The following is a 12146-nucleotide window of genomic DNA, read 5'->3' as shown; positions in this document are numbered from 1 at the left end:
CGCCCGGGGGCCGCCGTGGGTCCTAGCGGTCCACCACCCGGTCGAAGTGGGTGGTGGTGTGCCGGACCTGGAGGCCCAGCTCCTCGCCGATCGCGGGGGGCGCGGTCTCCCCGTCCAGGAACAGCAGCGAGACCTGCATGTGCGGCGGCTCGGCGAACCAGAGCTGCTTGCCCGCCCAGTGGAACGGCGACTTGGTCTTGTTGACCGTCGCCAGACCGGCCCGGGCGATGCCCTTGGCGCGCGCGCCCATGCTGGCCACGTACTTGGGAGCCTCCAGGCCGATGCCGTGCGCGGTGCCGCCGGCGACCACCAGGATGTGCCCGTCGGTGGGCGCCGGGTGCTGGCGGTAGCCGTAGCGCTCGCCCTTCTTGAGCGGGGTGACGTCCAGGACCGTGGCCCGGACCTCCAGCGCGCCGTGGTCGCCCAGCCAGAGCCGGGTGCCGATCCGGGCCCGGAACACCGTGCCCGGGTAGCGCTGGGCCAGCTGTTCCATGCCGGCCGCGCCCAGGTGGCTGACGAAGACGGTGTGCACCGGGATGCCGGCCGCCAGCGCGGTGTCCACCCAGTACACGACCTCCTCGACCGGGCTGGAGCCGTCCGGCCGGTCCATCGGCAGGTGCAGGGCGAGGCCCTCGAAGGAGACGCCGTCCAGCTCGGCGGCGACGGTGCGCAGGTCGGCGGCGCTCACGCCGTGCCGGCGCATGGTGGTCATGCACTCCACCACCACCCGGGCGCCGTGCAGCGAGCGCAGCGCGTCCACGCCGGCCACCGTGCGGATCACCCGGGCGTGCGGCAGCGGGAGCACCTCCTCGCCGACCCGGTAGGGGGTGAGCACCAGCAGCTCGCCGCCGTACCACTCGGCGGCGTCGGCCGCCTCGTAGGCGGTGCCGACGGCCAGCACACCGGTGCCGAGCAGCGTCGCCTCCTCGGCCAGCCGGTGGTTGCCCAGGCCGTAGCCGTTCCCCTTGGCGACGGGCACCAGGCCGGGGAACTCGGCCAGGACGGAGCGCTGGTGGGCGCGCCAGCGTTCGGTGTCGAGGTAGAGCGACAGCGTCATCGGGGCAGCCTCCTCAGCGGCGGGACATGTAGAGGTCGAGGGCCTTGTGCAGCAGCTTGTTGAGCGGGAAGTCCCACTCGCCGAGGTACTCGGCCGCCTGGCCGCCGGTGCCGACCTTGAACTGGATCAGACCGAACAGGTGGTCGTTCTCGTCCAGGGTGTCGCTGATGCCGCGCAGGTCGTACACGCCGCCGCCGAGGGCGTAGGCGTCGCGCATCATCCGCCACTGGATCGCGTTGGACGGCTTGACCTCGCGCTTGTGGTTGGCCGAGGCGCCGTAGGAGTACCAGACGTGCTCGCCGACCACCAGCATCGTGGTCGCGGCCAGCGGCTCGCCCTCGTGGTAGGCGATGTAGAGCCGCATCCGGTTCTGGTCCTCGGCGGTGAGGGCCTGCCACATCCGCTGGAAGTAGGACAGCGGGCGCGGGGTGAACTTGTCGCGCTCGGCGGTGACCAGGTAGAGCTGGTGGAAGATCGGCAGCTCGTCGTAGCCGCCCTGGTACACCTCGACGCCGCTCTTCTCGGCCTTCTTGATGTTGCGGCGCCAGAGCTGGTTGAAGTTCTTGTGGATGTCGTCCAGCGAGCGGTTGGCCAGCGGCACCTGGAAGACGTAGCGCGGCTGGACGTCGCCGAAGCCGGCGCCGCCGTCCTCGCCCTGCAGCCAGCCGGCCTTGCGCAGCCGGTCGGCCACCTCGAAGGCGCGGGCCTCGTACCAGTCGGCCTCGACGTCGCGCAGGCGCTTGGCCTGCTTGGCGGCGATGGCCTCCTTGATGGTGGGGGCGTTCCAGCGGCGGATGACGATCGGCGGGCCCATCTTCACCGAGAACGCGCCCTGCGACTTCAGGTGGGCGAGCATCGGGGAGAGCCAGCGGTCGAGGTCCCGGTCGAACCAGTCGATGACCGGGCCCTCGGGCAGGTAGGCGAGGTAGCGCTTGACCTTGGGCAGCTGGCGGTAGAGCACCAGGCCCGCGCCGACCAGCCGGTTGGCGTCGTCGAACCAGCCGATCGACTCCGAGCGCCACTCGGCCTTCACGTCGCCCCAGGACGGCACCTGCATGTGGCTGGCCGAGGCACGGCTCCTGATGAAGGCGAGGTGCTCCTCGCGGGTGATCGTCCTCAGGCGCAGGCTCATTGCTCGGTGCTCCTCGTCGGTCGGGCTGCGGTGGCCCCAGGTTCTCGGGCTCGACCCTATCGTCCGGGGCCCGGCCGCCCGGCGCTGCGGGCACGACGGCGCCCCCGGCGGGTACCTGTCTGATGCAGATACGCGACGGGGGCGCCGAGGGTTCCTGGAGCCGGGTGTTCAGCCCCACAGGCCGCCGCGGGCGATGCCGAGGTAGAAGCCGATCGCGGAGGCGCCGAGCGTGATCATCAGGACGAAGCGCTCGGCGGTGGTGACCGAGACGAACATGCCCCACAGGCCGGTGACGATCCCGGCCAGGCCGGTCCACGAGGTCAGCAGGTGCAGGTTGTAGAAGAACGAGGTGGTGAAGGCGATCACGCCCAGCACGGCCGTCAGGGCCACCAGGGTGTTCTCGCGGGGGTGCGGGTGGCCGTCGGTGTTCAGCGTGAGGGCGGGCATGCGGTGGACGGACTGGGCCATGAGTCCCACCTCCTGGCGTGGAGACGAACGGGCAGGAATCCCGTTCCGTCCAGATTGCGGCGGCCTCGTCCGTCTCACAACCCCTGTGCGTTTTGTTCGGCCGTCCGGGTGCAGGTAGGCTGTGCCGTCTGCACTGGTGTAGTTGTGCCCCCTTGCGCCCTCTTCCGGGTGACACCCCTGGCGGGTGTGCGGGGCCCGATTGTCCGACCCGGCCGCTACCGTGGGCCGGAGTCGTCACCGCACCGGTGCCGACGCTACGCACAACCCTCCTGCCACGGAGAGACCGTGGCCGCTGAGTCCAAAGGAGGTGGGTTACTCATGCGTCACTACGAGCTGATGGTCATCCTCGACCCGTCGGTCGAGGAGCGCGCTGTCTCCCCCCTGATCGAGTCCTTCCTGGCCGTCGTCCGCAACGCCGGCGGCAAGGTGGAGAAGGTCGACACCTGGGGTCGTCGCCGTCTGGCTTACGAGATCAACAAGCAGTCCGAGGGCATCTACTCGGTCATCGACCTCAAGGCCACGCCTGAGGTCGTCAAGGAGCTCGACCGCCAGCTGGGCCTGAGCGAGTCGGTTCTGCGGACCAAGGTCCTGCGCCCGGACACCCACTGAGCCACCTCTGAGGCCTTCGGGTCTCGGGTAGCTCGCGTCCGCTGTTTCACGTGAAACAGCGGTGAACGGACATCTTCCCGAGAGGTCATCACCACCATGGCAGGCGAGACCGTCATCACCCTCGTCGGCAATCTCGTCGACGACCCCGAGCTGCGCTTCACCCCGTCGGGTGCGGCGGTCGCGAAGTTCCGCATCGCGTCCACCCCCCGCACCTTCGACCGTCAGACGAACGAGTGGAAGGACGGCGAGAGCCTCTTCCTCACGTGCAACGTCTGGCGGCAGCCGGCGGAGAACGTGGCCGAGTCGCTGCAGCGCGGCATGCGCGTCATCGTGCAGGGCCGACTGCGCCAGCGGTCTTACGAGACCAAGGAAGGCGAGAAGCGGACGGTCTTCGAGGTCGAGGTCGACGAGGTGGGTCCGAGCCTGCGCTCGGCGACCGCGAAGGTCACCCGGGCCAACCGGTCCGGCGGTCCCGGCGGCGGCTTCGGCGGCCAGCAGGGCGGCGGCCAGGGCGGTAGCTGGGGCGGTGGCAACGGTGGCGGCCAGCAGGGCGGCGGCAGCTGGGGTGGAAACTCCGGCGGCGGCCAGTCCGGCCCCTCCGACGACCCGTGGGCGTCCAGCGCCCCGTCCGGTGGAAACCAGGGCGGCGGCGGCTGGGGCGGCGCCCCGTCCGGTGGCGGCTACTCGGAAGAGCCCCCGTTCTAAGAGCTGACAGATTTCGTGCGGCCCGGCCGCAGGCGTCCCCGGACGCCGGTCGGGCCGTGAACCCCAAATGGAGCACACCATGGCGAAGCCGCCTGCTCGCAAGCCGAAGAAGAAGGTTTGCGTCTTCTGCAAGGACAAGGTCAACTACGTTGACTACAAGGACACGAACCTGCTGCGGAAGTACATCTCCGACCGCGGAAAGATCCGTGCCCGCCGTGTCACCGGCAACTGCACCCAGCACCAGCGTGACGTCGCCACGGCCGTGAAGAACAGCCGTGAGATGGCGCTGCTGCCCTACACCAGCACCGCGCGCTAAGAGAGGGTGACCGAGTAATGAAGATCATCCTCACGCACGAGGTTCCGGGTCTCGGCTCCGCCGGCGAGGTCGTCGAGGTCAAGGACGGCTACGCCCGCAACTTCCTGGTCCCGCGTGGCTTCGCCATCCGCTGGACCAAGGGCGGCCAGAAGGACGTCGACGCGATCCGTCGCGCCCGCAAGATCCACGCGATCCAGACCCTGGACGCGGCCAACGAGGTCAAGGGCAAGCTCGAGGGCGTCCAGGTCAAGCTGGCCGTTCGCTCGGGTGACGCCGGCCGTCTGTTCGGCTCGGTGACCCAGGCCGACGTCGTCGAGGCCATCAAGGCCGCCGGCGGCCCGGCCGTGGACAAGCGCGCCGTCGCGATCGCCTCGCCGATCAAGACCGTGGGCACCCACAAGGTCTCGGTCAAGCTGCACTCGGACGTCGTGGCCAACCTCGACGTCGCCGTCGTGGCTGCCTGAGTTCCGTAGCACCGGCTGAGGGCCGGACTCCCCCCGGGGAGTCCGGCCCTCGGTCGTTCCCGGGCCCCCTCGGTCGTTCCCGGGCCCCCTCGGTCGTTCCCGGGCCTCCTCAGCCGCGCACGGCTCCGGTGACCAGCCAGCGGCCGCCGCGGGCGCGGGCCACCAGGAAGACCGCGCGGACCAGCATGAACAGGTTCATCGCCCACCACAGCCCGGCCAGTCCGGTGCCGGTGGCCGGCACCAGGAACGCGGCCGGGGCGAACACCGCCAGGGTGGCGAGCGCCGCCCGGGCCAGGTAGGGGCCGTCCCCGGCGCCCATCAGCACGCCGTCCAGCACGAAGACCAGGCCCGCCACCGGCTGGCTGAGCGCGAGCAGCAGCAGGGCCGTGTGCAGCTGCCCCTGGACCACCGGGTCGGGGGTGAACAGCGGGACGTACAGCGGGCGGGCGAGCACCACCAGCAGGCCCAGCACCACCCCGGAGCCCAGGCCCCACTCGACCATCCGCCGGGTGGCCGCGCGGGCGCCCGGGACGTCCGAGGCGCCCAGGTAGCGGCCGATGATGGCCTGGCCGGCGATCGCGATGGCGTCCAGCGCGAAGGCCAGGAAGCTGAACAGCGTCATGGCGATCTGGTGCGCGGCGACCTGGTCGTCGCCGAGCCGGGCGGCCACCGCGGTGGCGATCATCAGCACCGCGCGCAGGCTGACCGTGCGGACCAGCAGCGGCCCGCCCGCCCTGGCCCCGGCCCGGATGCCCGCCGCGTCCGGCCGCAGCGAGGCCCGCTCCCGGCGGGCGCCGCGGACCACCACGACCAGGTAGACCGCGGCCATCCCGGTCTGGGCCAGCACGGTGCCCCAGGCCGAGCCGGCCACCCCGAGTCCGGCGCCGTACACCAGGCCGGCGTTCAGCGCGATGTTGGCGGTGAAGCCGCCGACGGCCACCAGCAGCGGCGTACGGGTGTCCTGGAGGCCGCGCAGCACGCCGGTGGCGGCCAGCACCAGCAGCATCGCCGGGATGCCCAGGGAGCTGATCCGCAGGTACGTCACGGCGTACGGCGCCGCGGTCGGCGAGGCGCCCAGCAGTTCGGCCGCCCGGGGGGCTAGCAGCAGGGTGAGCAGGACCACCGGGACGGCCAGGCCGACGGCGAGCCAGAGCCCGTCGACGCCCTGCTGGACGGCGCCCCGGCGGTCCCCGGCGCCGATCCGGCGGGCCACCGCGGCGGTGGTGGCGTAGGCGAGGAAGACGAACACCCCGGTGGCCGTGGTGAGGGCGGCGGAGGCGACGCCGACCCCGGCGAGCTGGGGGGTGCCGAGGTGGCCGACGATCGCGGAGTCGGCCATCAGGAACAGCGGTTCGGCGACCAGGGCGCCGAAGGCGGGCACCGCCAGGGCGAGGATCTCGCGATCGTGGCCGCGTGCGTCGCGGGTGCGTCTGGAGGGCTCGGCGGGGGCGGTGCTCATGCGCTCCAGGGTACTCATCCACAGGTAATAGGCCAATGGCACAGTCAGTCATTACTCGAACCTGTGGGCGGCGCGCTCCGGCCGGTCCGCGCCCACCGTCGTTCGGCGGTGTGTGAAGAATTTCTCATGCACAGGTCCCGAAAGAGGTAATCGCAGGTCAGCAGGTTGACGACGGATCGATCGTCCGGTTATCCACAGGAGCTTCCACAGGGGTGTCCACAGCTTTGCGGCAGTTCTCCACAGCCCGGAGCCAGTCGTCCACACCCCCTGTGGATAACCGCCTTGGCGCAAGGGCGTCCGGCGCCTTAGCGTGGGCCCTCCACCCGACACTCCCACCGGCCCCGGCGTCCGATTTGTCGGTGCCGTGGCGTACAAAGAGGAGCGGCTCCGCTCGCTCCACCCAGCCACCGGCAAGGCCCGCTCCAACTTCGCACCACTCGCTGATCGGGGAACACGCGTGACCGGCCCCCAGTACGACGACCACGACGCCCCGCCGCCGGAGGAGGACTGGCAGCCCGCCGAGGACCCCTTTCCGGCCGGCGCCTTCGACGACGCCCCCTTCCCGGACGGTCCCGGCGACCGGCTGCCGGTCTCCCGCAACCGCGGCGGCCAGGGTGGCGGCGGCGGTCAGGGCGGCAACCGGGGCGAGGGCTTCCGCAAGGGCGGCGACTTCAACGGCAGGGGCGGCAAGAACGGCAAGGGCGGCGGCCGGGACGACCGCCGGGACGACGAGGGCCGCGGCGGCGTCGACGGCTTCGAACGCGTCCCCCCGCAGGACCTCGCCGCCGAGCAGTCCGTGCTGGGCGGCATGCTGCTCTCCAAGGACGCCATCGCCGACGTGGTCGAGGTGCTCAAGCCGGCCGACTACTACCGGCCCGCGCACGAGATGGTGCACGGCGCGATCCTCGACCTGTACGCCCGCGGCGAGCCGGCCGACCCGATCACCGTGGCCGGCGAGCTCACCAAGCGCGGCGAGCTGCAGCGGGTGGGCGGTGCCGCCTACCTGCACACCCTGGTCAACTCCGTCCCGACCGCGGCCAACGCCGAGTACTACGCCCAGATCGTCGCCGAGCGCGGGGTGCTGCGCCGGCTGGTCGAGGCCGGCACCCGGATCGCCGGCATGGGCTACGCCGCCGAGGGCGACGTGGACGAGATCGTCAACGCCGCCCAGGCGGAGATCTACGCCGTCACCGAGCAGCGCACCAACGAGGACTACGCGCCGCTCGCGGACATCATGGAGGGCGCCCTCGACGAGATCGAGGCGATCGGCTCCCGCAACGGCCAGATGTCCGGCGTGCCGACCGGCTTCGCCGACTTCGACGCGCTCACCAACGGGCTGCACCCCGGCCAGATGATCGTCATCGCGGCCCGCCCCGCGATGGGCAAGTCGACCCTGGCGCTGGACTTCGCCCGGGCCTGCTCGATCCACCACAAGCTGCCGAGCGTGATCTTCTCGCTCGAAATGGGCCGCAACGAGATCGCCATGCGCCTGCTCTCCGCCGAGGCCAGGGTCGCGCTGCACCACATGCGCTCCGGGAACATGACGGACGACGACTGGACGCGGGTCGCCCGCCGGATGCCGGATGTCAGCGAGGCGCCGCTGTTCATCGACGACTCGCCGAACCTGTCGATGATGGAGATCCGGGCCAAGTGCCGCCGGCTCAAGCAGCGCAACGACATCAAGCTGATCGTCATCGACTACCTCCAGCTGATGCAGTCCGGCGGCTCCCGCCGGGCAGAGAACCGTCAGCAGGAGGTCTCGGACATGTCCCGTAACCTCAAGCTGCTGGCCAAGGAGCTGGAAGTGCCGGTCATCGCGCTGTCCCAGCTGAACCGTGGTCCCGAGCAGCGCACCGACAAGCGGCCGATGGTCTCCGACCTGCGCGAGTCCGGCTCGATCGAGCAGGACGCCGACATGGTCATCCTGCTGCACCGCGAGGACGCCTACGAGAAGGAGTCCCCGCGCGCGGGCGAGGCCGACCTGATCGTCGCCAAGCACCGTAACGGTCCGACCGCGACCATCACCGTCGCCTTCCAGGGCCACTACTCGCGCTTCGTCGACATGACCCGGGACTGACCCCCGGCCCCCGGCCCGCTCCCGGTGCGGAACCGGATTCGGGGCGGGCGGGGGCGACCGGTCAGAACCAGGACAGGCAGTGCGGGGGGCGCTCGGTGCGGAACAGGGCGTCGGCCAGGGCGGCCGCCTCCGGGCGGTGGGCCCGGACGTGCCCGGCCCGCACCAGCGTGCTCACCGGGGTGCCGCCGAGGTAGACCGCGCCCAGGTCCCGCACGTCCAGCGAGAGGTCGGGCTCCCGGTCGGTCGGGACGCAGGTGGCCTCGCCGCCCCGGACGGTCAGCAGGTGGCGGGCGCGCTCGCCGAGGAACGGGTCGTCCACGTCGAGGACGAGCTCGCCGTCGGCGGACCAGCCGCGCGCGGTCAGCGCCCGGGGGACGTCCAGCAGCCGGACCCAGAGCCACTCGGTGCTGTTGCCCACCTGGGCGGCGCCGAAGTCCGCGAGCTGCCAGCGCAGCGGGTGCTCGGCGGTGAAGTGCTTGAAGACGACCTGGTCGACCAGGTCGTGCCCGAGCAGGACCCGGGACAGGGCCGAGGTGACGGCGTCGTCGACGGCGATGGTCTCGTCCACCATCAGGGTGCCCCCGTCCAGCGAGTAGCTGGCGTAGCCGTCCGGGGTGCCGTCGGCGTCCCGGTGGAGGACGATGTAGCGCGGCGCCGCGGAGACCGGGGGCTGCCCGGCGTTCAGGGCCCACCAGCGGTGCGGCCGGGAGAGCGCGCCGGGCCGGGCACGGCGGTAGCGGTCGTAGAGCTCCTCCAGGAGGTCCCGGCAGTCGGCGCGCCGCAGCACCTCGACCGAGCCGGTGTCCGTGCCGCCGGCCCGCGGGGCGGCGAGGACAGCCCGGTGGCGCGGCACCGTGAGCCGCCCGGTGTACGTCGCCGGGCCGTAGCCGAACCGGCCGTAGATCGAGGCCTCGGAGGCCAGCAGCACGGAGAGGAACTCCCCGCGGGCCCGCAGGTCGGCGAGCTGGCGCCGCATCATCGCGGTCAGCACGCCCTGGCGGCGGTGGGTGGGCAGGACGCCGACGAAGCTCACCCCGGAGACCGGGGTGAGCGCCCCGCCGGGCAGGGTGAGCTCGAAGGAGTACGCGCCGGCGGTGCCGACCGGACGCCCCTCGGCCGTCTCCGCGAGCAGGCAGCGCTCCGGTTCGATCGCCGACCACCAGAGCCCGCCGCCGTCCTCGGCCGGGGTCTCGGGGAAGCGGCCGAACGCGGCGTGGACGGTGTCGACGAAGACGTCGAGGTCCTTCTCGGTCGTGGAACGGATTTCCATCGTTGCTGTGCTCTCCCCTGAGTACGGCCCGCGCTTCGTGGGCCGCCGGACAGTCCAGCCGTGACCGGCGGGCGGAGCAAACGAATTTCGACCGGCCATGGCCGAGCCGGCGCGAAGCCGGTGCGAAGGCGGTGCGAACGCGGTGCGGGGGAGGGGCAGGTGCGGCGGTGGATCAGACGGTGACGGTGGCCCGGAAGAGGGTGGCGCCGGTGCCGGAGAGCCGGGTCGGGGCGCCGGTGGCGGGCAGGAAGGCGGACTGGCCGCGGGCGAGGTCCAGCACGGCGCCGTCGGCGGCGGTGAGCCGGACGGCACCCTCGGTGCAGAGCAGGATCTGCGGGGTGCGGCCGTCGATCTCCCGCCGCACGCCGTCCAGTTGGAAGCGGGACAGCCGGAACTCGTCGATCGGGACGGGGTAGAGCTGCTCGCCGGGGGTGCCCTCGACCGGGACGGGGTGCACCACCTCGGGGGCACCGGGTTCAAAGAGCACGACCTTCAACAGTTCCGGGACGTCGATGTGCTTGGGGGTGAGGCCGGCCCGCAGCACGTTGTCCGAGTTGGCCTGGAGCTCCACGCAGACGCCGGACAGATAGGCGTGCGGCACCCCGGCGCCCAGGTAGAGCGCCTCGCCGGCCCGCAGCCGGACGTGGTTGAGCAGCAGGCCGGCGATCACGCCGCGGTCGTCCGGGAAGTCCTTGGCGATCCGGGCGTACGGGGCGTGCGGGCCGTCCGGGTCGGTGCCGGCCAGCGCGGCGACGGTCTCCCGGACGGTCCGCCCGGCGGTCTCGTCGTCCATGGTGAGCAGGGTGGCCAGGGTGCGGCGCAGCACCTCGGCCTCGGCCTCGGCGCCGCCGTCCTCGCCGACCGCCAGCAGGGCGATCAGCGGGTCCAGCCCGGGCACCCCGAGGGCGGCCATCAGCGCGGCCGCCTCGGCGGGCCGGCGGAAGCCGCACAGACCCTCGAACTCGCCCAGCGCGCACACCATTTCGGGCTTGTGGTTGTCGTCGCGGTAGCTCCGCTCGGGGGCGTCCGGCGCGATGCCGAGGGCGTTCTCGGCGGCGAAGCCGGCCCGGGCCTGCTCCGTCGTGGGGTGGGCCTGGATGGACAGCGGGATGCCGGCGGCGAGCACCTTGAACAGGAACGGCAGGCTCGGCCCGAACCGGGCCACGCTCGCCGCGCCGAGCTCGCCCTCCGGGTCGGCCGCGATCAGCTCGTCCAGCCGGCGCGGGCCCTCGCCGCGGTCGGCCCGGGACGGGTCGCCGGGGTGGGCGCCCATCCACAGCTCGGCCTGCGGTTCTCCGGTCGGCTCCTGGCCGAGCAGCTCGGGCAGGGCCGTGAGCGACCCCCAGGCGTACGGGCGGACGGTGTTGACGAGCCTGTCCATGCGCGCGGTCCTACTCCTTCGCTGACGGGGCTGCCCCGGACGTCCCGGGTCGGGTCGGCGGTGCGGGCCCGGCGGTGCGGGCGGTCCGGGCCCGGGCAAGGGCATCGACCCTAGCTGACCTGGGTCGCCCGCGGGGAAACGGCGGGTATCAGGTGGGACTGCCGTGGTCCGAGCGGTGGTTCCCGGGCGCGGTAGTAGAATGCCAGGACGCAGTATTATCCGCCCCCCGCAGCATTCTCCACCGTGGTCATCCCGTCGGCGGGCTGTCGGCGGGGCCGCGTTCCAGAGTGCGGGCGACGGTGTTCTGACACTCCCCGCCATCGGCCGAGAGGTTTGTACGTGACCGTGAACCAGCAGAGTTTTGCTGATCTCGGCAGGGTCCTGGTGATCATCCCGACCTACAACGAGGCGGAGAACGTCGAGCGGATCGTCGGCCGGGTCCGCGCTGCGGTGCCCGAGGCCCATGTGCTGGTCGCCGACGACAACAGCCCCGACGGCACCGGCGAGCTGGCCGACAAGCTGGCCGCCGAGGACAGCAACGTCCACGTCATGCACCGCAAGGGCAAGGAGGGCCTGGGCGCCGCCTACCTCGCGGGCTTCCGCTGGGGCATCGACAACGGCTACGACGTCCTGGTCGAGATGGACGCGGACGGCTCGCACCAGCCCGAGGAGCTGGACCGGCTGCTGAGCGCGCTGCGCGGCGCCGACCTGGTGCTCGGCTCGCGCTGGGTGCCGGGCGGCCGGGTGGTGAACTGGCCGAAGTCGCGCCTGCTGCTCTCCCGCGGCGGCTCGACCTACTCGCGGCTGATGCTGGGCGTGCCGATCCGGGACGTCACCGGCGGCTACCGGGCCTTCCGCAAGGAGACCCTGCTGGGCCTGGGCATGGACGAGGTGGCCTCGGCCGGCTACTGCTTCCAGGTCGACCTGGCCTGGCGCACGGTGAAGGCCGGCTTCAAGGTCGCCGAGGTGCCGATCACCTTCGTCGAGCGCGAGCTCGGCGCCTCCAAGATGAGCCGCGGCATCGTGGCCGAGGCGCTCTGGCGGGTGACCTCCTGGGGTGTCGCCGACCGGGTGTCCCGGGCGCGCGGCGGTGCCGCGAAGGGCTGAGCCGCCCCCTGATCGTGTGAAGGGTCCGTCCGCCGGGATACGGCGGACGGACCCTTCGTCGTACCCGGGGGCGGGCCGGTGGCCGGTGGCCCGCTGGTGAG

General features: G+C 72.2%; 12 protein-coding genes. 6 read left to right on the top strand and 6 right to left on the bottom strand.

The features are described 5' to 3' along the window. Positions 1-22 precede the first annotated feature (22 nt). The 3 genes from ACIQWA_RS22850 to ACIQWA_RS22840 all read right to left on the bottom strand — a co-directional run bounded on the left by ACIQWA_RS22850 (position 23) and on the right by ACIQWA_RS22840 (position 2657). On the bottom strand, positions 23-1057 hold the full coding sequence (locus ACIQWA_RS22850) for an alanine racemase (protein ID WP_402485149.1): 1035 nt from the start codon (positions 1055-1057) through the stop codon (positions 23-25). Between the two features lie 13 nt (positions 1058-1070). Next, positions 1071-2189: a lipid II:glycine glycyltransferase FemX gene (locus tag ACIQWA_RS22845; RefSeq protein ID WP_402485146.1), complete on the bottom strand. Its 1119-nt coding sequence runs from the start codon at positions 2187-2189 to the stop codon at positions 1071-1073. A 168-nt stretch (positions 2190-2357) separates the two neighbouring features. Then, positions 2358-2657 carry a hypothetical protein gene (locus ACIQWA_RS22840; RefSeq protein WP_030059643.1) on the bottom strand — a complete coding sequence of 100 codons (300 nt, stop codon included), beginning with the start codon at positions 2655-2657 and terminating at the stop codon, positions 2358-2360. Between the two features lie 318 nt (positions 2658-2975). Here ACIQWA_RS22840 and rpsF point away from each other — a divergent pair, with 318 nt between their 5' ends. From rpsF to rplI, 4 genes are all read left to right on the top strand, one after another. Continuing rightward, a complete protein-coding gene (gene rpsF, locus ACIQWA_RS22835; RefSeq protein ID WP_188298654.1) occupies positions 2976-3266 on the top strand; it encodes a 30S ribosomal protein S6 in 291 nt (96 codons plus the stop codon). A 96-nt stretch (positions 3267-3362) separates the two neighbouring features. Further along, complete coding sequence (locus ACIQWA_RS22830) at positions 3363-3971, top strand: single-stranded DNA-binding protein (protein WP_402485143.1); 609 nt, start codon at positions 3363-3365, stop codon at positions 3969-3971. Positions 3972-4050: 79 nt separating this feature from the next. Further along, a complete protein-coding gene (gene rpsR / locus ACIQWA_RS22825; RefSeq protein WP_030059640.1) occupies positions 4051-4287 on the top strand; it encodes a 30S ribosomal protein S18 in 237 nt (78 codons plus the stop codon). 17 nt (positions 4288-4304) lie between these two features. Continuing rightward, the gene (gene rplI / locus ACIQWA_RS22820; RefSeq protein ID WP_360227569.1) at positions 4305-4751 is read left to right on the top strand and encodes a 50S ribosomal protein L9; all 447 of its coding nucleotides are present in this window, start codon (positions 4305-4307) and stop codon (positions 4749-4751) included. 109 nt (positions 4752-4860) lie between these two features. On the opposite strand, the gene ACIQWA_RS22815 is transcribed toward rplI, so the two are convergent. Continuing rightward, a complete protein-coding gene (locus ACIQWA_RS22815; protein ID WP_402485139.1) occupies positions 4861-6210 on the bottom strand; it encodes an MATE family efflux transporter in 1350 nt (449 codons plus the stop codon). A gap of 457 nt (positions 6211-6667) precedes the next feature. Here ACIQWA_RS22815 and dnaB point away from each other — a divergent pair, with 457 nt between their 5' ends. Then, complete coding sequence (gene dnaB / locus ACIQWA_RS22810; protein WP_402485136.1) at positions 6668-8287, top strand: replicative DNA helicase; 1620 nt, start codon at positions 6668-6670, stop codon at positions 8285-8287. Between the two features lie 61 nt (positions 8288-8348). Here the strand turns inward: dnaB and ACIQWA_RS22805 are convergent, their stop codons facing one another. Continuing rightward, positions 8349-9557, bottom strand: a complete 1209-nt coding sequence (locus tag ACIQWA_RS22805) for a GNAT family N-acetyltransferase (RefSeq protein WP_402485134.1) — start codon at positions 9555-9557, stop codon at positions 8349-8351. Positions 9558-9729: 172 nt separating this feature from the next. Beyond that, positions 9730-10938, bottom strand: a complete 1209-nt coding sequence (manA, locus tag ACIQWA_RS22800) for a mannose-6-phosphate isomerase, class I (protein ID WP_402485131.1) — start codon at positions 10936-10938, stop codon at positions 9730-9732. Positions 10939-11277: 339 nt separating this feature from the next. Between manA and ACIQWA_RS22795 the strand changes: the two genes are divergently transcribed. Continuing rightward, positions 11278-12045, top strand: a complete 768-nt coding sequence (locus ACIQWA_RS22795) for a polyprenol monophosphomannose synthase (RefSeq protein WP_360227557.1) — start codon at positions 11278-11280, stop codon at positions 12043-12045. Positions 12046-12146 lie beyond the last annotated feature (101 nt).

This window comes from Kitasatospora sp. NPDC098652 (assembly GCF_044760155.1).
GTDB lineage: Bacteria > Actinomycetota > Actinomycetes > Streptomycetales > Streptomycetaceae > Kitasatospora.
This window is presented reverse-complemented; position numbering and strand designations above follow the sequence as displayed.

Excerpts from the sequence above, each read along its gene's own strand:
- ACIQWA_RS22850 (WP_402485149.1), bottom strand. The coding sequence starts at position 1,057 with ATGACGCTGTCGCTCTACCTCGACACCGAACGCTGGCGCGCCCACCAG.
- ACIQWA_RS22845 (WP_402485146.1), bottom strand. The coding sequence starts at position 2,189 with ATGAGCCTGCGCCTGAGGACGATCACCCGCGAGGAGCACCTCGCCTTC.
- ACIQWA_RS22840 (WP_030059643.1), bottom strand. The coding sequence starts at position 2,657 with ATGGCCCAGTCCGTCCACCGCATGCCCGCCCTCACGCTGAACACCGAC.
- rpsF (WP_188298654.1), top strand. The coding sequence starts at position 2,976 with ATGCGTCACTACGAGCTGATGGTCATCCTCGACCCGTCGGTCGAGGAG.
- ACIQWA_RS22830 (WP_402485143.1), top strand. The coding sequence starts at position 3,363 with ATGGCAGGCGAGACCGTCATCACCCTCGTCGGCAATCTCGTCGACGAC.
- rpsR (WP_030059640.1), top strand. The coding sequence starts at position 4,051 with ATGGCGAAGCCGCCTGCTCGCAAGCCGAAGAAGAAGGTTTGCGTCTTC.
- rplI (WP_360227569.1), top strand. The coding sequence starts at position 4,305 with ATGAAGATCATCCTCACGCACGAGGTTCCGGGTCTCGGCTCCGCCGGC.
- ACIQWA_RS22815 (WP_402485139.1), bottom strand. The coding sequence starts at position 6,210 with ATGAGCACCGCCCCCGCCGAGCCCTCCAGACGCACCCGCGACGCACGC.
- ACIQWA_RS22805 (WP_402485134.1), bottom strand. The coding sequence starts at position 9,557 with ATGGAAATCCGTTCCACGACCGAGAAGGACCTCGACGTCTTCGTCGAC.
- manA (WP_402485131.1), bottom strand. The coding sequence starts at position 10,938 with ATGGACAGGCTCGTCAACACCGTCCGCCCGTACGCCTGGGGGTCGCTC.